Consider the following 22,687-nt stretch of genomic DNA (forward strand, 5'->3'; position numbering starts at 1 on the left):
ATCCAAAGCGCTGCAAAATGTTATTCAAATATCATGATTACGAATATATTGACTGTGATTGGGAGCGGTCACTCATAGCCCAATTTGGTGATTCCGACGGACCTGGTATCCCCCATATGGACTATGAATTGTCTTACTGCGCCGCGAGAAGCCGCAGTCGGATCGAGGTATCGGCAAAGATCGCGGATAGATATCTCTTGTCGCGGATTGGTATTTTTGCTGTGTCTTTTTAAGATTGTTGTCAACAAAGCAGCAGGCACCGATGTGCGCTGCAAAAAATAGTCATTTCTGTCGAAAATCTTGAGTGACTGCTCATCTCTCATACTTCCAACCGGGTCTCATCTATCGTCTCACCATGAGGCTTCGCTAATTAATGTCCGAATAAATAGTGAACAAAAATCGCATTTCATGAGAACGTGGCCACTCGATTCGGTACGACATCGTTTCAAAGCGCTTTGGAGAATCAAAATCGCGCGCGAGAGACTACTCGGCGCTGCAAGGCCAGCGAAAGGCAGGGCCGCAGGCCGAAACCCAGGCTGAGGTGCAAAATCGATGTAAGATAATGGCCGCTGGTGCGCTGCCGTATCGGACCGCCCTCAATGCGGGATAATCAGCAAATCATGGCGGTCGAAGTCGGTCGACGGACGGCAGATATAGACGGGGCAATCGGACCTGTCTTTGGTCGGCAAATAATCCTGATAGGCATAGTAGCCGGAATCACAGGCATTGCTGTCTGAAACGAAGCGATCATAAAGCGTCATGTTGCGCACTCTGCTGGCCGGATAGCGCATGATCACCGCGCGTTCGCGGTTGATGATCGCCTTGGCTTGGCTGCAGGTGAAAGACATGGAGTTATAACGCGAGATCGCCAAAGCCGGCGTGGTGGCCGACGCAACCAGCAGGGCCAGCAGCATGATTTTTTTCATCGGGGCAATCCTCCCTGAAATTGTTATAATGCAATATATATACGCAAAAGCCGCGGCCGAGGTTTCGGGAATTGTGGCAAAACGCAAGTGTGATCGAACGGGAGGCCTTGTGATGAACCATGACCGTTATGACGATTCTTATATCGCTGATATTCTTTTATCCGTACGGACCATCGCGCTCGTCGGCGCCTCACCCAATCCGGCCCGCCCGAGCAATGGTGTCATGGCCTATTTGCTGGCGCGGGGCTATCGAGTTATTCCCGTCAATCCCGGACAGGCGGGCAAGGAGATCCTCGGCCAGTGGGTCTTTGGCCACTTGGCCGATATCCCGGAACCGGTCGACATGGTCGATGTCTTCCGCGCGCCGGAATATCTAAGGTCGGTTGTTGAAGAGACGATCATGATAGAACCGCGCCCACCGGTCATCTGGGGGCAGCTCGGCGTGCGCGACGATGCCGCCGCAGCAAGAGCGGAAGCGGCTGGCGTCAAGGTCGTCATGGATCGCTGTCCGGCCATCGAATATCCGCGGCTGGTCGCCTGACGCAGGCTATGCCGCGTCCGGTTGCTAAGCCTGCCCATTCGTCGCGTGATATTGTCGAAAAAGGGCAGGTTTTTTCAACCCGAGCAAAAGCTTGGCAAAGTTCGCGGTTAACTTTCAGACCCGGGACGCTATGATCTTCCTGTCATAATAATATTGGCGGGAGGAGAAGGCATGCCGACAAACAATCCGGGTTTCGATACGTTGGCGATCCATGCGGGGGCGCAGCCGGACCCCACGACGGGCGCCCGCGCGACGCCGATCTATCAGACAACCTCCTTCGTCTTTCAGGATTCGGACCATGCCGCCGCGCTCTTCGGGCTGCAGCAGTTCGGCAATATTTATACGCGTATCATGAACCCGACCCAGGCCGTCCTTGAGGAGCGGGTGGCTGCCCTCGAAGGCGGCACGGCCGGCCTTGCCGTCGCCTCCGGCCACGCCGCGCAGATGATCGTCTTTCACACCATCATGCAGCCGGGCGACAATTTCGTCGCCGCCAGGCGGCTCTACGGCGGCTCGATCAATCAGTTCGGTCACGCCTTCCAGAATTTCGATTGGCATGTGCGCTGGGCCGACCCCGCCGATCCGGCCTCGTTCGAGGCTGAGATCGACAGCCGCACCCGCGGCATCTTCATCGAAAGCCTCGCCAATCCCGGCGGCACCTTTGTCGATATCGAGGCGATCGCCGCAGTTGCACGCAGGCACGGCCTGCCGCTGATCGTCGACAACACCATGGCAAGTCCCTATCTCATCCGGCCGTTGGAACATGGCGCCGATATCGTCGTCCATTCGCTGACCAAATTCATCGGCGGTCACGGCAATTCCATGGGCGGCATGATCATCGACGGCGGCACCTTCGACTGGTCGGCCTCCGGCAACTATCCGATGCTGTCGACGCCGAGGCCGGAATATAACGGCATCGTGCTGCACGCGACCTTCGGCAATTTTGCGTTCGCCATCGCTTGCCGCGTCCTTGGCTTGCGCGATCTCGGCCCTTCCATTTCTCCTTTCAACGCCTTCTTGCTTCTCACGGGCATAGAGACGCTGCCGCTGCGTATGCAGCGGCACTGCGACAATGCGATCGCCGTCGCCCGATGGCTGAAAGAGCAGGATAAGGTGGCCTGGGTGAACTATGCCGGGCTTGAGGCCGATCCGAACTACGCGCTGCAGCAGCGCTATTCGCCCAAGGGGGCGGGTGCCGTTTTCACCTTCGGGTTGAAGGGCGGCTATGAAGCGGGCAAAGGGCTGGTGGAAGGCCTGGAGCTCTTTTCCCATCTCGCCAATATCGGCGATACGCGCTCGCTGGTCATTCACCCCGCCTCGACGACGCATAAGCAGCTCACCGACGAGCAGAAAATTGCCGCCGGTGCCGGCCCCGATGTCGTGCGCCTGTCGATCGGTATCGAGGACGTCAAGGACATCATTGCCGACCTCGATCAGGCGCTGGCGAAGGTTTGACAAGGGAGCGTTCCGGGTTTCGGGATCGGAGATTTATGACAGCCTATTTACGATTGGACACCCATGGCATCGAGCCGGAAGTCGGCTCCCCGGCCGACGATCGCATCGTTGCCGGCGCACCGAAGTTCCGCACCTGGAATATCGATGAAGCCGGCGGCGGGCTCTATGCCGGCATATGGGAGGCGACTCCGGGAAAATGGCGGATCGTCTATGACGAGTGGGAATACTTCCACATTCTTTCCGGCTATTCGGTGGTAACCAGCGAAAATGGCGAGGTTTTTCACCTGCGCGCCGGTGATCGGATGATCTTCAAGCCCGGCTTCAGGGGAACCTGGGAAGTCATTGAAATGACTCGAAAGGATTATGTGATTCGTCTCTGAAAGCGTTTCGAATCATGTCGTAAAGCCAGCAGTATCAAGCCCTGAAGGCCGGTGCCGTTCGGATGCGATCCGGCCTTCGCGGCAGAGTCTGCAGGGCGGCCGTTTCGCTTGCCGCAAGTTGTGTCACCGGCCTTTCACCAAATTGTCATCAAACTGAAACACTGCGGCATTAGAGCCATCACTGTCGCCAGGAGATTGAGGTGGGAGTTACTAACCGATGGGACCCTCTACGCTAATCTCCTGCTCGCCATCCTTTCATCACTCTGGGAAGTGAGTTCAATCATGTTGAATCAAAAATTTCGTTCGCTTTGCCTGACTGCAGGCTTCATCGCGGCTATGTCCGTTTCGGCCTCGGCTGCCGACGTCACGGGCGCCGGCTCGAGCTTCATCGCGCCTGTTCTGTCCAAGTGGGCCGAAGGCTACAAAGCTGCAACGAACAATGTCGTCAACTACCAGTCGGTCGGTTCGGGCGCTGGCATCAAGCAGCTCCTCGACAAGACCATCGTATTCGGCGCTTCGGATAAGCCGATGAGCGACAAGGACCTCGAGAAGAACGGCATTGCCCAGTTCCCGATGATCTCCGGCGGTATCGTCGTTTCCTATAACATCGCTGGCGTGAAGCCGGGCGAACTCGTTCTCGACGGCAAGACGCTGGCTGACATCTTCCTCGGCAAGATCGCCAAGTGGGACGATGCGGCCATCAAGGCCCTCAACCCGGACCTGAAGCTGCCTTCCACGCCGATCTCCGTCGTTTATCGCGCCGACAGCTCGGGCACGACCTTCAACTTCACCGATTACCTGTCGAAGGTTTCGCCGGAGTGGAAGGAAAAGGTTGGTTCGGACACCGCGGTTGAATGGCCGACGGGCTTCGGCGCCAAGGGTTCCGAGGGCGTTTCCACCACCGTCAATCAGACGGCTGGTTCGATCTCCTACGTTGAATATTCCTACGTCGTCGCCAACCACATCGGTTTCGCGAAGATGAAGAATGCTGCCGGCAAGGTTATCGAGCCGAGCCTCGACACGTTCAAGGCCGCTGCTTCCAACGCCGATTGGGCCCATGCCAAGAACTTCAACCTGATCATCACCAATCAGCCGGGCGACAAGAGCTGGCCGATTGCAGCTTCGACCTGGGTTCTGCTCTACAAGAAGCCGGCTGATGCTGCTAAGAACGAAGACGCGCTGAAGTTCTTCAAGTGGGCCTATGAGAAGGGTCAGAAGGACGCGACCGATCTGTCTTATCTTCCGGTTCCGGAGAATGTCGCCGAGGTTGTCCAGAAGTCCTGGAAGCAGGACTTTGGTGCGAAGTAATTTGTGCTAGGCGAGAAGATGCGGCGGACAGGGCACGGCCCTGTCCGCCTTTCGTGATAGGACAAGGGGAAATCGATGGCTGACGCGACTCAGACGGCTGGTCGGACGGCTGGCTTCCAGGCAATGGATACCACCGCCGCCACCAGAAAATTCCGGACACAGGATCGGATTTTCTATTTTATGACGCTTGGCTCGGCTGCTCTTGTCGTGCTTATGCTACTGGCAATCCTTGCGGTTCTTGTCGTCAATGCCTTGCCAACCTTCGAAACCTTCGGGTTTTCATTCCTCTGGGGCACGAAGTGGAGCGCTCCCGCCGATATCTATGGTGCTGTGCCTGCTGTGGTCGGCACGCTGGTGAGTTCGCTCATCGCCATGCTGATTGCTATTCCCCTGGGCATCGGCATCGCCATCTTTCTCACGGAACTTTGCCCCGGCAGGCTGCGACAGCCGATCAGTACGGCCATCGAGCTTCTGGCCGGTGTTCCCTCTATTATCTACGGCATCGTCGGTCTGTTCATTCTTGTACCGTTGATGCAGAACTACATCCTGCCCTTCCTTATGATGACGATCGGCCAGGTGCCGTTGATCGGCCTGCTGTTCCAGCCGCCGGCGCCGGGCGTGGGTTTGTTGACCGCAAGCCTCGTGCTGGCTATCATGATCCTGCCGTTCATCACCGCTATCGCCCGTGACGTGTTTAGCACCGTGCCGCCGATGCTGCGTGAATCCGCTTACGGTATGGGTATGACCACATGGGAAGTGGCTCGTCACATCCTGATCCCCTATACACGTCGCGGCCTCGTCGGCGGTATCATGCTCGGCCTAGGCCGCGCGCTCGGCGAAACGATGGCCGTCACCTTCGTTGTAGGCTCGGTGAGCCGTCTGCAAGCGTCGATCATCTCGCCGTCCACCACCATTTCCGCCCAGATCGCGAACAACTTCGGCGATGCCGACGGTCTGCAATTGTCCAGCCTGATTGCGCTCGGCCTGCTCCTATTCATTCTTTCCTTCTGCGTGCTTGCAGCGGCGAGGTGGATGATCGGCCGCGTCGATTCGCTTTGAGGAAAAAGCCTATGGAAAATGCAATCCGTCAGAACCTCGTGTCGAGGCGCTATGGGAAGAACCGGGTGATGATGGCCTTGTGCTTCATCGCGGCCATCCTCGGCATATTCTTTCTCAGCGTGATCCTTGTGACCCTGCTTTATCGTGGTGTATCGGCGCTCAGCCTCGACGTGTTCACCATGTCGATCCCGGCCCAGGGCTCGCGCGGTGGCCTGATCAACGCAATCTACGGCACCGTGCTGGTCACAGGCCTCGCTATCCTGATCGCTGCGCCGATCGGCATTCTCGCCGGCACTTATCTGGTGGAATATGCCAACGGCACCAAGATTGCCGAGGCTGCCAAGTTCATCAATGACATCCTGCTGTCAGCGCCCTCGATCATCATCGGTGTGTTCGTCTACGGCATCGTGGTCGTGCCCATGCACGGCAACTCTGCCATTGCCGGCATCTTCGCGCTGGCGCTGATCGCCCTTCCGGTCGTCAACCGCACGACACAGGACATGCTGTTGCTGGTGCCAAATGCGCTTCGTGAGGCGACTGCAGCGCTCGGCGCGCCGCGCTGGAAGTCCATGATGATGGTGATCTACCGTTCCGCCTGGACGGGTATCCTCACCGGCATCCTGCTGGCCGTCGCCCGCATCAGCGGCGAAACCGCACCGCTTCTCTTCACGGCCGGTTACAGCAAATTCATGAATGCGGGCCTGACCGGTCCAATCGCCACGCTGCCGGTTGCCATCAACACGCTCGCCGCCGATGCAGGCGAGGATCTTAAACAATTGGCTTGGGCCGGCGCGCTGATTATCACTGTTGCCATCCTTGCCCTTAACATTCTTGCCCGTGTCTTGAGTGGGCGCCGCCACTGACGTAGCGGCCGAACGATAGGAATGAAACCATGAACATGAGCGATAGCAATTTCCAGAGTGTCAAAACACAGCCGGGGAAGGACGCCGTCTCCCAGTCGGATCTCGGCATGATCGCGAAACTTGAGGTGAAGAACCTCGATTTCACCTATCAGAACTGCCATCGTGTTCTGAAGGGTGTGAATATGAACATCCGCAAAAATGCGGTCACCGCCTTTATCGGCCCTTCGGGTTGCGGCAAGTCCACGCTGCTGCGCACCTTCAACCGGATGTATGATCTCTATCCGGGCCAGACGGTTGGGGGCGAGATCCTCCTGGACGGCCGCAATATTCTCTCCAAGGATGTTGATCTGAACGATTTGCGCGCCAAGGTCGGCATGGTGTTCCAGAAGCCCACGCCGTTCCCGATGTCGATCTATGAAAACGTCGCTTTCGGCATCCGGCTCTATGAGAAGATTTCCAAGGCGGAAATGGACGCCCGCGTCGAAGCGGCGCTGACGGAAACGGCGTTGTGGAGCGAAGTGAAGGAAAAGTTGCACCAGAGCGGACTTGGCCTTTCCGGCGGTCAGCAGCAGCGTCTCTGCATCGCCCGCGCCATCGCGGTCAAGCCGTCCGTGCTGCTTCTCGACGAGCCGACCTCGGCTCTCGATCCGATCTCGACCGCCAAGGTCGAGGAATTGGTGTCGCAGCTGAAGGGCGAGTTCACGGTCGTCATCGTGACGCACAACATGCAGCAGGCAAGCCGCATCTCTGACAACACCGCCTTCATGTATCTTGGCGAGCTGATCGAATACGGCCCGACCGAGCAGATTTTCCAGGCGCCGAAGGTGAAGCGCACGGAAGACTACATCACCGGCCGCTACGGCTGATATGGCGGGCGATGCCGCCTACTGCAAGCGATTTTGCGATGGCGCGCCGGCCTGGCGCGCCTTTTTTGCGTTTTAGACGAAACGGTGATCCCGGCCAGCGGGCGAACCAGGAGCCCTCGGTATCTGGTTTCGGCGAGAGGCCTTAACTCACCAGTTCAGTTCGAGCTTGTCGAGGCCATGGAATTGATAGACATCCTTGACCGCGGGCGTCTTCTTAAGCCTCAGGCCAGGCAGGCGTTCGAAGAGAATCGGCAGCACGACATTCAGTTCCAGCCGCGCCAGCGGCGCGCCGATGCAGAAATGGATGCCGGCGCCGAAAGAGAGGTTCGGCGCTTCGTTGCGATCGGGCTTGAAGGTGAGGGGATCGGAGAATTTCGCGGGGTCCAGATTAGCGGCGGCAAGAATCAACGCCACCTTCTCGCCGCGTTGGAAGGAAATGCCGTCAATCTCAGCTGGCTCCAGGCACCAGCGCTCGAAGATGTGCACCGGTGCGCAGATGCGCAGCGACTCCTCCACCGTCCGCTCGGTGGTCATCTCGTCCTTGAAAAGTTCGGCCCGTGCATAGCCGCTCTCCAGGATGACGCGGACGGAATTGCCGATCTGGTGTACCGTCGCCTCATGCCCGGCATTGAGCAGCACGATCGTCGTCGAGACCAGCTCGTCCTCGGTAAGATATTGGCCCTTGTGCTCCGTCGTGATCATGTGCGTGAGGAGGTCGTCGCGTGGATCGGCGCGGCGCTCGCGAATGACGGTTTTCACATAGTCGGCAAATTCCTTGGACGCTTGATCGGCGGCAAGTTCGTCTTCACGTGTGCGGCCGAACATATACATGCGCACATAGGCATGCGACCACTTCAGCAATTGCGGTCCCATCTCTTCCGGAATGCCAATCATCCGCGCGATCATGGTGACAGGAATGATATCGGCAAAGGCCGACAGCAGTTCGACCTCGCCGTCTTTCTCGAAACTATCGATCAGCCGGTTGGCCAGCTCGGCTAGCTCCGGCTTCATTTTCTCAACATGCCGGGAAACGAAGGCGCGGTTGACGAGGGTTCTAAGCCGCGTGTGTTCCGGCGGCTCCAGTTCCAGCAGCGAATGTTGTTCGGCAAGATCGAAGTTTTTCAGATGCGGCAACGGCGCGGGCTGGCCCAGCTCTTCGCGGCTGGCGATATGCAGGATCTGCCGGCCGAAGCGACGGTCGCGGAGCAGCCCGTTCACATTGTCATAGCCGATGAAATACCACCGCTTCTGCTCCTCCCAATAGAAGGTGGGACATTCGGCATGCAAGGCGGCGTAGACTGCGTTCGGATTGCTGTAGAAGGCGGGATCGCGGCCATTGAGGGACAGGCGGCGCGCCAAGGGATCGACGGAGAAGACAGAGGGTAGGGTCATGACGAAAGGATTATCCCATTAAATCGGATGGGAAAAGACCGTTACATCCGCGACAGTGTGCCGAGGCGGCGCAGCGCATGGATCTGGTCGTCGAGCGTCGGCACGAGCTCGCCGTCATTTGGATCGGGCGGCATGTCCGTCGCCATTGCCGCTTCCGCCTCGCTAAAGACGATCGTGCAGTTGCGGCCAGCGCGTTTGGCGGCATAGAGCGCCCGATCGGCGGCTGAAACGAGCCGGTCCCAATTGGCGGTGTCGCGGGGCATGATCGCCAGGCCGATGCTGACGGTCGCCGGCACCAACGAGCGGCCTGCAAGCAGCGGCACCCGGCAGAAATCCGCGCGGATTGTCTCGGCGATCGCCTCGGCCTCCGCTTGGTCGTTGACGAGGATGAAGGCGGTGAATTCCTCGCCACCCATGCGGCCGAACGCGCCGCTGCGGGGAACGAACTGCCGTCCGATGCGGGCGAATTCGGCAAGCACGATGTCACCCGTCTGATGGCCATAGCGATCGTTGATCGCCTTGAAGTGATCGAGGTCGAACAACAGGGTGGCGATCTTCTGCGACTCCTTGGTGGCCTTTCCGGCGACAAGCTCGAAATAGTCCTGCAAGCCGCGCCGGTTCAGGACGCCTGTCAGCGTATCGGTGATCGAGAGGGCTCGCCAGCGTCGCTCGGACCGCTCCATCAACAGGCGGCCGCTCAGCGCGATGGCCATGGTGACCACCAGCGCGGCGCCGAGGGCGGTGTAACCGCGATAGACTATCGCGTCCTCGAGACTGGGCCGCAGAAGCGTCATCGACATGGCTGAAGCGAAGTTAACGCAGGCAAGTGCCATGAAAACGAAAGCGAGCTGACCGCGCACCGCTTCGCGCCGTCCTTCCGCCGGGCGAACTGCAGAGGCAAGCAGCGTGGCGCCGACGGCGCCGGCGAGACCGTAAAGGACGACGCGATTGACGAGGCTCTCGTGGATCCATGGCAGCTCGACGCCGGCAAACCAGATGGCCGGCGGCAGCAGCGCCGACCAATCGGGCCTACGTTTGTCCAACGAGCAGAAGCCGGCGATCCAGGCGCTTTCGCCGAAAAGGGCGACACCATTGCCGATCTCGATCGACAGGATATCCGGAATGAAACCGCGCGCCGCCACAAGCGCAAATCCAACGGCACTCACGGTGAAGCCCATCGCCCACGTCAGATAGGCGGTTGTCTCGCGATCATGCCGCCAGGCAAAGAAAAGCACGGTAGCGAGCGTAATCGCTTCCGAACACCAGATGGTCAGTCCCGTCGTGATATTGAGCACGATATGCGTTTCTCCCTTACCGCGGCGCAGATATCGTCGGCGCAATGGACGCGGTAACGCTTGCAATGGACGCATTATCGCCGAATAAGATGGTGAGTTCCTTAAATTGCGTGGTAAATTTTGCCTGCGCATCGGATTGATGCTGTGCCAACATCATCTCCGCTTCATTCTTCCTTCACCCTGCAGTTGGGAAAAGCGGTGGACCGCGCACGTCGCGCCATCAAGTCTATTGGCATGGGGAAACCAGCGGTTAGAAACGCTTCCTCAACATCTACTGAGCCATAGGCCTTTTTGACGTTATCCTTTCGCGCGTCTTGAAGTACAGGGCAGTGACACTCTATGTAGGGTGAAAGGATTTTTATTCGATTCCCGACGTTTTCGCCGTCGGGGGCAAGCTTGGTAAAGGACGCACATGAGAAATCCAGTCGATACAGCTATGGCTCTGGTGCCGATGGTTGTTGAGCAGACCAACCGCGGGGAACGGTCTTACGACATCTACTCTCGCCTGCTGAAGGAACGCATCATCTTCCTGACCGGCCCGGTCGAAGATCAGATGGCGACGCTGGTCTGCGCCCAGCTTCTCTTTCTCGAGGCGGAAAACCCGAAGAAAGAAATCGCGCTCTATATCAATTCGCCCGGCGGCGTTGTCACCGCTGGTATGGCAATCTACGACACCATGCAGTTCATCAAGCCTGCCGTGTCGACGCTTTGCATCGGCCAGGCCGCGTCGATGGGTTCGCTGCTGCTCGCAGCCGGCGACAAGGACATGCGCTTTGCCACGCCGAATTCGCGCATCATGGTTCACCAGCCTTCCGGCGGTTTCCAGGGTCAGGCTTCGGATATCGAGCGTCATGCTCGCGACATCATCAAGATGAAGCGCCGCCTGAACGAAGTTTATGTCAAACATTGCGGCCGTACCTACGAAGAGGTCGAGCAGACGCTTGATCGTGACCATTTCATGTCCTCCGACGAGGCCAAGGACTGGGGCCTGATCGACAAAGTGCTGACGTCTCGTACTGAAATGGAAGGTGAAACCGCCGCCTGAGTTTATCCACGGGCGGTGTCCTCTACGCCACAGTTCTATCCCATTTGTGATCGAATAGGGGTTTAATGTGATGTAGAACACGGTAATAGTAGGCGTTAATGCTATGTAGTGTTTTTATGACATAGCATTCGGCATTCGAAGGGGGATTCGTTGCCACCGCAGCCCCGGCATGGGTGTCTGGGCTACGTTCAGTACCCCGAAGGGCGCCGCGATCTGCTGATGAAACGAGGGGCAGGTCCGGCGGGCGCATTGAGTGGACCGCGATTTCAATTTAGAGATTAGCGGCATGCTGGAAGGAAAGTGATATGAGCAAAGTCAGCGGCAGCAACGGCGGCGACTCCAAGAATACCCTGTATTGTTCATTCTGCGGCAAGAGCCAGCATGAAGTCCGGAAGCTTATTGCCGGGCCGACAGTCTTCATCTGCGATGAATGCGTCGAGTTGTGCATGGACATCATCCGCGAGGAGAACAAGTCCTCGATGGTCAAGTCCCGTGACGGCGTGCCGACACCGCAGGACATCATCAAGGTTCTCGACGAATATGTCATCGGTCAGAGACAGGCAAAGAAGATCCTGTCGGTGGCCGTTCATAACCACTACAAGCGCCTGGCGCATGCCTCCAAGAACGGCGATGTCGAACTGGCGAAGTCGAATATCATGCTCGTCGGTCCGACCGGCTGCGGCAAGACCTATCTCGCGCAGACGCTGGCCCGCATCATCGACGTTCCCTTCACCATGGCTGACGCTACGACGCTGACCGAAGCCGGCTATGTCGGTGAAGATGTCGAAAACATCATCCTGAAGCTGCTGCAGGCTGCCGACTACAACGTCGAACGCGCCCAGCGTGGCATCGTCTACATCGATGAAGTCGACAAGATCTCGCGCAAGTCAGACAATCCGTCGATCACCCGCGACGTTTCGGGCGAAGGCGTGCAGCAGGCGCTGCTGAAGATCATGGAAGGCACTGTCGCTTCGGTTCCCCCCCAGGGTGGCCGCAAGCATCCGCAGCAGGAATTCCTGCAGGTGGACACGACGAACATCCTGTTCATCTGCGGCGGCGCTTTTGCCGGTCTCGACAAGATCATCTCCGCCCGCGGCGAAAAGACCTCGATCGGCTTCAGTGCTGCCGTCAAGGCGCCTGATGATCGCCGCGTCGGCGAAGTGCTGCGCGAACTGGAACCGGAAGATCTGGTCAAGTTCGGCCTGATCCCGGAATTCATCGGCCGTCTGCCAGTCCTGGCGACGCTGGAAGACCTGGACGAGGATGCGCTGATCCAGATCCTTTCGGAACCCAAGAACGCGCTCGTGAAGCAGTATCAGCGCCTGTTCGAGATGGAAGACGTCGAGTTGACCTTCCACGAGGATGCGCTGCGCGAAATCGCCCGCAAGGCGATCGTGCGCAAGACCGGTGCTCGCGGCTTGCGGTCGATCATGGAAAAGATCCTGCTCGACACCATGTTCGATCTGCCGGCGCTGGAAGGTGTTCGCGAAGTGGTCATTTCCGAAGAGGTCGTGCGCGGCTCTGCCCGCCCGCTCTACATCTATGCCGATCGGCAGGAAGAAAAGGCCAACGCTACCGCCTGATCGCGCGATTTGCGGCCTAAATTCGGGGCTCGTCGTTGACGGGCCCCTTTCTATTTGAAAAAACGTACAGTTTCCTGATAAAGTCCGGGGATAAGCTTATTGGAACGCCGACTTAACCGGTTGTGAAGAACGCCCGCCGCAGCCATGATGGCGCGATTCCGGGAATTCTCGGCGAATATGGATTTTGTGTCCGGCTTTGGTCCTCAGGGTACCGCGTCGTCGGCAGTGTTCGAGTAGCCGGGCTCCGGTGTTTGTTGTTGCGTTCCTCTTCGTGAAATGCGCGTTTCGTCGTCTGGCGGCGCGCCCTGCACGACTTGAAATAAATAATGTGAAGCTCCACTTCTAAACCAAGTGAGAGAGCCGGCTAATTCCCCCAGCCGGCAGAGAGCCCGGGAACGGGACGACGGAAAGGAAATGACATGACTAAGAAAACGTCTGCGGCAAATGAGAGCATTGCCTATCCGGTATTGCCATTGCGCGACATCGTGGTTTTCCCCCACATGATCGTGCCGCTGTTCGTCGGACGGGAGAAGTCCATCCGCGCGCTGGAAGAGGTCATGGGGTCGGACAAGCAGATCATGCTCGTCACCCAGATCAATGCCAGTGATGACGATCCCGCTCCGGATGCAATCCACAGGGTCGGCACCGTAGCCAACGTGCTGCAGCTCCTGAAGCTCCCAGACGGCACCGTCAAGGTGCTGGTCGAAGGCCGGGCACGCGCAGAGATCGACGCTTACACGAGCCGCGAGGATTTTTATGAAGCCCTCGGCCATGTCCTGCATGAGCCGAACGAAGATCCGGTCGAGCTGGAGGCGCTGAGCCGCTCGGTCGTTTCGGAATTTGAAAGCTATGTAAAGCTCAACAAGAAGATTTCTCCGGAAGTGGTCGGTGCGGCCAGCCAGATCGATGACTATTCAAAGCTCGCCGATACGGTCGCTTCGCATCTGTCGATCAAGATCACCGAGAAGCAGGAGATGCTGGAAACCACCAGCGTCAAGGGTCGCCTCGAAAAGGCCCTCGGCTTCATGGAAGGCGAGATTTCGGTTCTGCAGGTCGAAAAGCGTATCCGCTCGCGCGTCAAGCGCCAGATGGAGAAGACCCAGCGCGAATACTATCTGAATGAGCAGATGAAGGCGATCCAGAAGGAGCTTGGCGACGGCGAAGAAGGCCGCGACGAGATGGCCGAGCTGGAAGAGCGCATCTCCAAGACGAAGCTGTCCAAGGAAGCCAAGGAAAAGGCCGATGCGGAGCTGAAGAAGCTGCGCCAGATGAGCCCGATGTCGGCGGAAGCCACCGTCGTGCGCAACTATCTCGACTGGCTGCTGGGCATCCCCTGGCACAAGAAGTCGAAGATCAAGACCGATCTGAACAATGCCGAGAAGATCCTCGAAGCGGATCATTTCGGTCTGGACAAGGTCAAGGAGCGTATCGTCGAGTATCTGGCCGTTCAGGCTCGTGCGACCAAGATCAAGGGTCCGATCCTGTGCCTCGTCGGCCCTCCGGGCGTCGGCAAGACCTCGCTCGCCCAGTCGATCGCCAAGGCGACCGGCCGTGAGTATGTTCGCATGGCGCTTGGCGGCGTTCGTGACGAAGCAGAAATCCGCGGTCACCGCCGCACCTATATCGGCTCGATGCCCGGCAAGATCATCCAGTCGATGAAGAAGGCCAAGAAGTCCAATCCGCTCTTCCTGCTCGACGAAGTCGACAAGATGGGCATGGATTTCCGCGGCGATCCGTCTTCGGCCCTGCTGGAAGTGCTGGACCCGGCGCAGAACTCGACCTTCATGGATCACTACCTGGAAGTCGAATACGATCTGTCGGACGTGATGTTCATCACGACGGCGAATACGCTGAACATCCCTGCGCCGCTGATGGACCGCATGGAGATCATCCGTATCGCCGGCTACACCGAAGACGAGAAGCGCGAAATCGCCAAGCGGCACCTGCTGCCGAAGGCCATCAAGGAACATGCGCTGCAGCCGAATGAATTTTCGGTCAGCGATGATGCCCTGATGGCGATCAGCCAGCAGTACACCCGCGAGGCCGGTGTGCGTAACTTCGAGCGTGAATTGATGAAGCTCGCCCGCAAGGCGGTCACCGAGATCATCAAGGGCAAGGCGAAGTCCGTTGCGGTCACCGCTGCGAATATCGACGAGTATCTCGGCGTTCCGCGCTTCCGCCATGGCGAAGCCGAACGCGATGATCAGGTTGGTGTCGTAACGGGTCTGGCCTGGACGGAAGTCGGTGGCGAGCTGCTGACGATCGAAGGCGTGATGATGCCGGGCAAGGGCCGCATGACGGTCACTGGCAACCTGAAGGAAGTCATGAAGGAATCGATTTCCGCGGCGGCCTCGTATGTCCGCTCGCGCGCCGTCGATTTCGGCGTCCAGCCGCCGCTCTTCGACAAGAGCGACATCCACGTGCACGTACCGGAAGGTGCGACGCCGAAGGATGGTCCCTCGGCCGGTGTCGCCATGGCGACCGCCATCGTCTCGATCATGACCGGCATCCCGGTTTCCAAGGATGTCGCCATGACCGGTGAAATCACGCTGCGTGGCCGCGTGCTGCCGATCGGTGGCCTGAAGGAAAAGCTGCTTGCAGCGCTTCGCGGCGGCATCAAGAAGGTGCTGATTCCGGAGGAGAACGCCAAGGATCTGGCGGAGATTCCGGACAACGTGAAGAACAACATGGAGATCATCCCGGTATCCCGTATGGGCGAGGTGATCAAGCATGCGCTGGTCCGCAGGCCCGAGCCGATCGAGTGGGATGGCACCGTCGAAACGCCCGTGATCGCAACGGTTGAAGGCGTCGACGATGTTGGAGCAACCATCGCTCACTAAGCGTGGTTTCGCCTCATTTGTGACGAATTGACATAAAACCAGAAAAGACCGGCATTTTTGCCGGTCTTTTTTTGTGAAAAGCTTTTGGCGGCGCTTGCATTTCCTTGATTTGCAGGGCTTTTGGGGGTTGCGGCGGGCTAGAGCATTCGTATTCTGCGCCCCGCTTACAAGATGAGTCGTTTCATACCAGTAGAAAGGGGTGGAAACATGAATAAGAATGAGCTCGTGTCCGCAGTGGCCGAGAAGGCCGGTATTACGAAGGCTGACGCTGCTTCCGCTGTTGACGCTGTTTTCGATACCGTCCAGGCTGAACTGAAGAAGGGCGGCGACATTCGCCTCGCTGGCTTCGGCAGCTTCACTGTTTCTCACCGCGCGGCCACGAAGGGTCGTAATCCGTCCACCGGCGCTGAGGTTGATATCGCTGCTCGTAACGTGCCGAAGTTCACGCCCGGCAAGGGCCTGAAGGACGCCGTCAACGGCTGATCCGTTTTCACCCGCCTATCGGGGCTTTTGCCCTATGGTGGAGGATATAGGGGGTTCGAAGCATTTCGGACCCCCTTTTTGTGGGCGCATGTTGCAAATGCCGCCTATGAGTAGTTTCGGCCCGAAGCGGACAAAAGAGAGACCTGCTGCTAGCCTCAATAAGCTACTCTATGCCACTGCGTAAAAGCGGCTCGCCCCACAATCTCGGCAATTTGTGAGTTTGCATGGACGCCGTCAGCGGGAAGCATCCGCCAACCTTCGGCTATGACCTCGCCGTCACACTGCGACACAAAGTGATACTGCTCTGCGTAGGTATAAGCCATCTTCTCGCTGGAGGATAACAACACGACGTCATCGATTCTCGTTTATCGATGGGTTCGAATGTAGTCCACGAACGCTCTCAGCTTCAGAGGCTGTCGGTGCCGTTTGGGATAATAGAGATAGAAGCCGTCAAATGGCGGACAGAAGTCTTCCAGCAACGGTACCAGTTGGCCGCTCGCCAGATAGGGCTCGAAAGTTTCCACCATGCCGAAAGTGATCCCGGCTCCAGAGAGGGCGGATCGTACCATCATGCCCATGTCGTTCGTCGTCAGCGCCGGATCGACTGCGACGGCAAAATCCCGACCATCTTCGGTAAATTCCCAGCGATAGGGAGCGGCATCGGGTCTGGGGCGCCACCCGATGCAGATATGGTCGATCAGTTCGCGCGGATGCCGAGGGGGTTTATGTGCGGCAAGATACTTCGGAGAGGCGACCGCGCAATGCTTTTGCGATTGGGAGACCGGAACCGCCAGCATGTCCTGCTCCAGCACCTCGCCGAGCCTGACGCCCATGTCGAAGCCACGCTCGACGATATCGAACTCCTCGTCGGTGATGGTGATATCGAGATGAAGATCGGGATAGGCTTCCATGAAACCGGCCAAAAACGGGCCGGATATGAAACGCTCGGCAATGGATGACGCGGCAATCTTCAGGAGCCCGCGCGGCCGAGTCTGCACCTCGCGCACGGCCTGAATGGCTTCGCTGACCTGCTTCGCCGAGCCAGCGACCATGTCATGAAATCGCTCTCCGGCCTCCGTCAGCCGAACGCTGCGCGTCGTGCGCTGCACAAGTGCCACGCCGACACGATCCTCAAGCCGTTGCAAGGCCTGGCTGACCGCGGAGCGGGTCACGCCAAGCCTCTCTCCGGCCACACGGAAGTTGCGGGCTCCGGCAATCGCCAGAAAAACGGAAATTCCTTCGAAATCATCGCTCATTGGTTAGAGATTTTAACCAGCCTATCTCGGATTGGCAACTCGATAGCCGTTAATCGCCGGCCTATGTTTCTCGGGTCACAGACGAAACGGATAACACAATGAACGATCACCCTTATGTCGGCCTGTGGGTTACCGACGATGGCCAAGTCCGCCATGAGCTTTTGAACCATGGGCGCTACGACGAGGGTCGGGGCAACCTCAGGAGCGCTTACCGGGGCCGCTATCGGGTCGAAGGCACTCACATCGAATACCAAGACGATACCGGCTTCACGGCGGACGGCGATTTCGTCGATCTCGATACTCTGCACCATGCCGGCATGATCCTGCGGCGGCAACGCGGCTGAGGCGGGCGGCAAACTCTCCATTGAAAGGAACAAGCATGGCGAACACATCCCCCGTCTGGTTTATTACCGGCGCGTCCTCGGGCCTTGGCCTTGCTTTGGCCGAAGCAGTTCTCGAACGTGGTTGGAAAGCCGTCGTCACGGCACGCAGACCGGAAGCCCTGGACAATCTCACGGCGAGATTCGGAGACCGCATCCTTGCCTTGCCGCTGGACGTGACGTCCAAGACTTCGGTCACGCAAGCCGTGGCCGCTGCCGAAGCACAATTCGGAATGATCGACGTCCTCGTCAACAATGCCGGCTACGGCTATCTTGCTGCGATCGAGGAAGGGGCCGATCCGGAAATCCGCGCCCAGTTTGAAACCAATGTCTTCGGATTGATCGATGTTACTAAGCAAGTCCTGCCCGGCATGCGCGCTCGCCGCTCCGGCCATATCTTCAGCATCTCGTCGCTCGGGGGTCTCGTGGCTTTCGCTGCCACCGGCTATTATCACGCGACGAAGTTCGCGGTCGAAGGCTTGTCGGAATCCCTCTTTCATGAGGTCGGCCCGCTGGGCATCAGGGTCACGATCGTCGAGCCAGGTGCTTTCCGCACCGATTGGGCGGGCCGTTCGATGATCGAGTCCGGCATTGTTATCGACGATTATGCCGAAACCGCCGGCAAGCGGCGCCAGGCGACGCGATCCGTTTCCGGCAACCAGCCGGGTGATCCGGTCCGCGCGGCAGCGGCAATCGTCAAGGCTTACGAGGCAGGCACACCGCCCTTGCGGTTGCTGCTGGGGGCTGGGGCTCTGACGGTCGCGCGCAAGCGCCTTGAAGACCTGCGGACCAATTTCGATCAATGGGCCGAATTGACATTAAGCGCCGATTTTCCGGCCTAAGGCCGGCATCACCCCAATCTATCCAGAAATCACGGAGACCACGATGTCCGACATCGAAGGGAAAGTCATTGCCATTACCGGAGCCAGCAGCGGAATTGGCGAAGCAGCGGCGCGTGTTCTAGCCAAGGCTGGCGCGCATGTCGTGGCAGGCGCACGGCGAACGGATCGCCTGGAAAGACTGGCCGCCGACATTGGCCGCGCAGGCGGATCAGTCCGGCCGAGGCATCTCGACGTCACGGATCAAGCAGACGTAGCAGCATTCGCTGGCTATGCCGCTGCCGAATTCGGCAGGCTCGATGCCATCGTCAACAATGCGGGTGTCATGCCGCTCTCCCCCTTGGCCGCATTGAACGTCGATGAGTGGGATCGCATGATTGACGTTAATATCAAGGGTGTTCTCTACGGGATTGCCGCGGCATTGCCGATCATGAAGCAACAAGGCTTCGGCCATGTCATCAACGTCGCCTCCACGGGTGGCCATCGCGTTTCGCCGACGGCTGCCGTTTACTGTGCCACCAAGTTTGCCGTCCGGGCTATTTCTGAAGGCTTGCGGCAAGAGGAAGACAGCATTCGCGTGACGATCATCTCGCCCGGTGTAACGACTTCCGAACTTGCGGATACGATCAGCGACGATACCGCACGAGATGCGATGCGCGTCTGGCGCGCCATCGCCATCAGTCCGGAGTCGGTGGCAGGCTCGATCCTGTACGCACTTTCTCAGCCCTACGAAGTTGATGTCAGCGAGATCATCATCCGGCCGACCGCGAGCGCAAACTGAGAACAGACGGAATGGCCGCCCTCGGCGCACAGTTGCATTGGACGCCGCCTCTATTGGCGGCGGCCAATGGCGCTCACATCGCTCCCTCAGAGCAGCGTCCGGCCGCCATTGACCGCAAGCTTCTGCCCGGTGATGAAGTCCGCCTTGCTCGATGCAAGGAACACGACTGCGTCGGCGATATCTTCAGGCTTGCCGAAATGGGCCAGCGGCGTCTGTGCGAGATAGCCGTCTTTCGCCTGCTGTGAAGCCTCAGCATGGCGCTCGACCGGAATCCAGCCGGGGGCAACGAGATTGACCGTAATTCCCTCCGGCGCGAGTTCCCGGGCCCAGGAGCGGGTCATGGAAAGCATGGCGCCTTTTGCCGAGGCATAGTTTCCGAAGTAAGGATTACCGAGTTCCGCGACTTCCGAGCCGATATTAATAATTCGCCCTGACTTGCGCACGCGCCAATCCGGCAACACGGCTTGCAGCAGCTCGAGCGGCGCTTTGACGAAGAACTCAAGCTGATCGAGATGGGTCTGCCAGGATTGCTCCATCAGCGGCATTTCCGGCTGCGGCCCCGTTGCATTGTTTACGATCAGGTCGACGGGCCCTAACGCGTCCGTTATGGCACCAAGGCCGTCGGTGAGCTGAGCCTTGTCGATGACGCTGAATTTCGCCGCATAGGCTTGGCCGCCCCGCTGCCGGATCGAGTCGACCACGGAATCCGCCCCGCGGGTATCATGTGCATAGTTGACCGCTACGGCCCAACCCGCCTCCCCAAGTTCCCGCGCAATCACTGCGCCAAGTCCGCGCGACGCGCCGGTTACGAGAGCCACTTTCATTGAATCTCCTCCTTGAACTCTGCGGTTCGATGCAGACGCGACTATGCGTCGTTTTCGAATTCCGGCCGACCGCCGAAAGATTCATGGCCGGGTTCGCACCCGGCCACCTGCTGCGTGGAAATTCTTGCCGTTACCAGCGGTGATGAACATGCGGCGCGACCAGGCGCTCGTAGATCTCGCGCGTTGCAGACATGACATCGGCCGAAAGTGGCGCGAGGTCGGCTGCTGCCGCATTGGCCTTTGCCTGCTCGGCGTTGCGGGCGCCGGGGATGACGACCGTGACCGCTTCGCTCATCAGGATCCAGCGCAGCGCAAAGGCCGCCATGCTCGCGCCGGCGGGAACCAGCTTGCGGACTTCTTCGACGGCCTGCAGGCCGACCTCGAACGGCACGCCGGCAAAGGTCTCGCCGACATCGAAGGCTTCGCCGTGGCGATTGAAGTTGCGATGATCGTCGCTGGCGAACCGGGTATCGCGGGTGATCTTGCCGGAAAGCAGGCCGGAAGCTAACGGCACGCGGGCGATGACCGCGACGTTCCTGCGCATGGCTTCTTTGAAGAACAGATGATCGGGACGCTGACGGAAGATGTTGTAGATGATCTGGATGCTGAGCACGCCCGGATATTCGATCGCCTTCAATCCCTCCTCGACCGTGGAGACACTAACGCCGTATCCCTTGATCTTTCCGGCCTTCTGCAACTCGTCGAGGCCGGCAAAGACTTCGGGGCGGTAGAGCACATCTGTCGGCGGACAATGCAGTTGCACCAGATCCAGGCTGTCGACGCCGAGGTTTTTCAGGCTGCGGTCGATGAAGCTCTCGAGATTGGCCTTGTTGTAACCGTCGGCGACATGCGGGTTGAGCCGGCGGCCAGCCTTGGTCGCCACCATCGGGCGCGTGCCGCCGCGCGCCTTCAGCACGTCGGCGATGATCTTTTCCGAGCGGCCGTCGCCATAAACATCAGCCGTGTCGATGAAGGTCATGCCGGCGTCGAGCGCGGCATTCAATGCAGCGCGGCCGTCGACCTCGCTGACATCGCCCCAGGCGCCGCCGATTTGCCAGGCGCCGAAACCGACATCCGTAACGACAAAGGGCGTGCGGCCGAAAGCATGGTGTTTCATGAGATTGTCTCCGTTCGTGATGAAATGCCAAGGCACTACCAGCCACCCAGAGTGCAGACAAGCCTAGGACGAAGCTGCGGGATCGCAATTGCGTGACATAGGAGTATGACAGGCGCCGGCAATGGACGAAAGCGTTGGATGACTGATGTCACACGGTGTTCATCGAACCTGTATTTCCCTAAAAGAGGGTGCGAGATATCTGACGATGACCGGAGCTTATGCCCTCTTTCAGCTTCATCCATGCCGCCGACCTGCATCTCGGCAGTCCTTTCCAGGGGCTGGCACTGAAGGATGCTGCCGTGGCTTCCGTCTTCGTGGAAGCCAGCCGCAAGGCTTTTTCGACACTGGTTGGGCTGGCGATCGAGAAAGCGGTCGATTTCCTGCTGATTGCTGGCGATGTCTATGACGGCGATTGGAAGGACAACAAGATCGGCCTGTTCTTCAATCGGGAAATGGCACGGCTGGAGCGCGCCGGCATCCCGGTCTATCTGCTGCGAGGCAATCACGACGCCGCCAGCGTCATTACCAAGACGATAACTCTGCCCGCCAATGTCCACGAATTCCCCACGAACAAGCCCGCCTCCATCAAGCTGGAGGCGCTGCAAGTCGCGCTGCATGGACAGGGCTTTGCCGAGCGCTCGGCCAACGACAATCTGGCGATTGGCTATCCCGCAGCCGTGTCCGGCTGGTTCAATATCGGCATTCTCCATACCTCGCTCACCGGCCGCGAGCCACATGCGCCCTATGCGCCGTGCTCGGTCGACGACTTGCGGTCGCGCGGCTACGACTATTGGGCGCTGGGCCATGTCCACGACTACGAGGTGGTGGCGAACGACCCGCTGGTGATCTTCCCAGGCAATCTGCAGGGCCGGAACATTCGCGAGCGCGGTGCCAAGGGCGCTGTTCTGGTAACCGTCGAGGAGGGCCGCATCAGCCATGAACGCCTGATCGTCGACGAGGCGCGGTTTGGGCAGATCGATATCGCTGTCGATCCTGAGGATGACCAGGCAGCGATCCTGCGTCGTGTCGAACAGGCAGCGCAGCCGCTTGCCGATGATATGGCGGGGCGCATGATGGCGCTGCGCGTCCGGCTATCGGGTATTACGCCGCTGCAGGGCGCCATAGCGGCCTATCGCCAGCAATGGCGGGACGAAGTCGAGGCGGCGTGCCATCGCGTGCATGAGGATATCTGGCTGGAGAAGCTGGAGCTGCGGCTGGAGCCGCCTGTCGCGCGCATCGTCGAGGCCAACGGCACACTCGATCTCGGCCAATTGCTGGCCGAGCATGTCGGCGATGCGGACATTGTGGCGGAAGCGAACAGGCTCGTCGGTGAGATCGCAATACGCTTGCCGTCCGGTCTAGGTGCGTCGGAATTGCCGTTGGACGATACAGTCGAGATGCTGATCGAAGAGGCGCGGCAATTGCTGCTGGCGCGCGGGCAGGGGGCAGGCTGA

20 protein-coding genes and 1 pseudogene are annotated in these 22,687 nt (G+C 59.0%); 15 read left to right on the top strand and 6 right to left on the bottom strand.

Annotated features, from left to right (window positions below; translation table 11 throughout):
- Positions 1-596 precede the first annotated feature (596 nt).
- The gene (locus CCGE525_RS07970) at positions 597-926 is read right to left on the bottom strand and encodes a hypothetical protein (protein WP_120703815.1); all 330 of its coding nucleotides are present in this window, start codon (positions 924-926) and stop codon (positions 597-599) included.
- A 112-nt stretch (positions 927-1,038) separates the two neighbouring features.
- Here CCGE525_RS07970 and CCGE525_RS07975 point away from each other — a divergent pair, with 112 nt between their 5' ends.
- The 7 genes from CCGE525_RS07975 (at position 1,039) to pstB (ending at position 7,398) form a co-directional block, all read left to right on the top strand.
- Complete coding sequence (locus CCGE525_RS07975; protein ID WP_120703816.1) at positions 1,039-1,467, top strand: CoA-binding protein; 429 nt, start codon at positions 1,039-1,041, stop codon at positions 1,465-1,467.
- Between the two features lie 171 nt (positions 1,468-1,638).
- Entirely contained in the window at positions 1,639-2,922 is a 1,284-nt protein-coding gene (locus CCGE525_RS07980) for an O-acetylhomoserine aminocarboxypropyltransferase (protein ID WP_120703817.1), read from the top strand.
- 35 nt (positions 2,923-2,957) lie between these two features.
- Complete coding sequence (locus CCGE525_RS07985; RefSeq protein ID WP_120703818.1) at positions 2,958-3,302, top strand: cupin domain-containing protein; 345 nt, start codon at positions 2,958-2,960, stop codon at positions 3,300-3,302.
- A 336-nt stretch (positions 3,303-3,638) separates the two neighbouring features.
- A complete protein-coding gene (pstS, locus tag CCGE525_RS07990) occupies positions 3,639-4,610 on the top strand; it encodes a phosphate ABC transporter substrate-binding protein PstS (RefSeq protein ID WP_245472136.1) in 972 nt (323 codons plus the stop codon).
- 75 nt (positions 4,611-4,685) lie between these two features.
- Positions 4,686-5,669 carry a phosphate ABC transporter permease subunit PstC gene (pstC, locus tag CCGE525_RS07995; protein WP_120703820.1) on the top strand — a complete coding sequence of 328 codons (984 nt, stop codon included), beginning with the start codon at positions 4,686-4,688 and terminating at the stop codon, positions 5,667-5,669.
- 11 nt (positions 5,670-5,680) lie between these two features.
- On the top strand, positions 5,681-6,532 hold the full coding sequence (pstA, locus tag CCGE525_RS08000) for a phosphate ABC transporter permease PstA (protein ID WP_120703821.1): 852 nt from the start codon (positions 5,681-5,683) through the stop codon (positions 6,530-6,532).
- Positions 6,533-6,639: 107 nt separating this feature from the next.
- Positions 6,640-7,398, top strand: coding sequence for a phosphate ABC transporter ATP-binding protein PstB (gene pstB, locus CCGE525_RS08005; RefSeq protein ID WP_162950243.1), 759 nt, complete (start codon positions 6,640-6,642; stop codon positions 7,396-7,398).
- A gap of 147 nt (positions 7,399-7,545) precedes the next feature.
- On the opposite strand, the gene CCGE525_RS08010 is transcribed toward pstB, so the two are convergent.
- Both CCGE525_RS08010 and CCGE525_RS08015 read right to left on the bottom strand, forming a co-directional pair.
- Positions 7,546-8,790: a cytochrome P450 gene (locus tag CCGE525_RS08010; RefSeq protein ID WP_120703823.1), complete on the bottom strand. Its 1,245-nt coding sequence runs from the start codon at positions 8,788-8,790 to the stop codon at positions 7,546-7,548.
- Positions 8,791-8,831: 41 nt separating this feature from the next.
- Positions 8,832-10,085 carry a GGDEF domain-containing protein gene (locus tag CCGE525_RS08015; RefSeq protein WP_120703824.1) on the bottom strand — a complete coding sequence of 418 codons (1,254 nt, stop codon included), beginning with the start codon at positions 10,083-10,085 and terminating at the stop codon, positions 8,832-8,834.
- A gap of 412 nt (positions 10,086-10,497) precedes the next feature.
- Between CCGE525_RS08015 and clpP the strand changes: the two genes are divergently transcribed.
- The 4 genes from clpP to hupB all read left to right on the top strand — a co-directional run bounded on the left by clpP (position 10,498) and on the right by hupB (position 16,036).
- Entirely contained in the window at positions 10,498-11,130 is a 633-nt protein-coding gene (clpP, locus tag CCGE525_RS08020) for an ATP-dependent Clp endopeptidase proteolytic subunit ClpP (protein WP_120703825.1), read from the top strand.
- Between the two features lie 305 nt (positions 11,131-11,435).
- Complete coding sequence (clpX, locus tag CCGE525_RS08025) at positions 11,436-12,713, top strand: ATP-dependent Clp protease ATP-binding subunit ClpX (protein ID WP_028753990.1); 1,278 nt, start codon at positions 11,436-11,438, stop codon at positions 12,711-12,713.
- A gap of 419 nt (positions 12,714-13,132) precedes the next feature.
- Positions 13,133-15,553: an endopeptidase La gene (gene lon / locus CCGE525_RS08030; protein WP_120703826.1), complete on the top strand. Its 2,421-nt coding sequence runs from the start codon at positions 13,133-13,135 to the stop codon at positions 15,551-15,553.
- Between the two features lie 207 nt (positions 15,554-15,760).
- Positions 15,761-16,036, top strand: coding sequence for a DNA-binding protein HupB (gene hupB / locus CCGE525_RS08035; RefSeq protein WP_120703827.1), 276 nt, complete (start codon positions 15,761-15,763; stop codon positions 16,034-16,036).
- Between the two features lie 365 nt (positions 16,037-16,401).
- Here hupB and CCGE525_RS08040 read toward each other — a convergent pair whose 3' ends face one another.
- On the bottom strand, positions 16,402-17,292 hold the full coding sequence (locus CCGE525_RS08040) for a LysR family transcriptional regulator (RefSeq protein ID WP_120703828.1): 891 nt from the start codon (positions 17,290-17,292) through the stop codon (positions 16,402-16,404).
- A gap of 98 nt (positions 17,293-17,390) precedes the next feature.
- On the opposite strand from CCGE525_RS08040, the pseudogene CCGE525_RS08045 reads away from it, so the two are divergent.
- The 3 genes and pseudogenes from CCGE525_RS08045 to CCGE525_RS08055 form a co-directional block, all read left to right on the top strand.
- Positions 17,391-17,636: pseudogene (locus CCGE525_RS08045) on the top strand (Atu4866 domain-containing protein); the annotation flags it as partial.
- Positions 17,637-17,671: 35 nt separating this feature from the next.
- Complete coding sequence (locus tag CCGE525_RS08050; RefSeq protein ID WP_120703830.1) at positions 17,672-18,514, top strand: oxidoreductase; 843 nt, start codon at positions 17,672-17,674, stop codon at positions 18,512-18,514.
- Positions 18,515-18,557: 43 nt separating this feature from the next.
- Positions 18,558-19,292, top strand: a complete 735-nt coding sequence (locus CCGE525_RS08055; protein WP_120703831.1) for an SDR family oxidoreductase — start codon at positions 18,558-18,560, stop codon at positions 19,290-19,292.
- A gap of 86 nt (positions 19,293-19,378) precedes the next feature.
- Here CCGE525_RS08055 and CCGE525_RS08060 read toward each other — a convergent pair whose 3' ends face one another.
- Both CCGE525_RS08060 and CCGE525_RS08065 read right to left on the bottom strand, forming a co-directional pair.
- On the bottom strand, positions 19,379-20,116 hold the full coding sequence (locus CCGE525_RS08060; RefSeq protein WP_120703832.1) for an SDR family oxidoreductase: 738 nt from the start codon (positions 20,114-20,116) through the stop codon (positions 19,379-19,381).
- A 130-nt stretch (positions 20,117-20,246) separates the two neighbouring features.
- Positions 20,247-21,233, bottom strand: coding sequence for an aldo/keto reductase (locus CCGE525_RS08065; protein ID WP_120703833.1), 987 nt, complete (start codon positions 21,231-21,233; stop codon positions 20,247-20,249).
- Between the two features lie 218 nt (positions 21,234-21,451).
- On the opposite strand from CCGE525_RS08065, the gene CCGE525_RS08070 reads away from it, so the two are divergent.
- Positions 21,452-22,687, top strand: coding sequence for a metallophosphoesterase family protein (locus tag CCGE525_RS08070; RefSeq protein ID WP_120703834.1), 1,236 nt, complete (start codon positions 21,452-21,454; stop codon positions 22,685-22,687).

Source organism: Rhizobium jaguaris (assembly GCF_003627755.1).
Taxonomy (GTDB): domain Bacteria; phylum Pseudomonadota; class Alphaproteobacteria; order Rhizobiales; family Rhizobiaceae; genus Rhizobium; species Rhizobium jaguaris.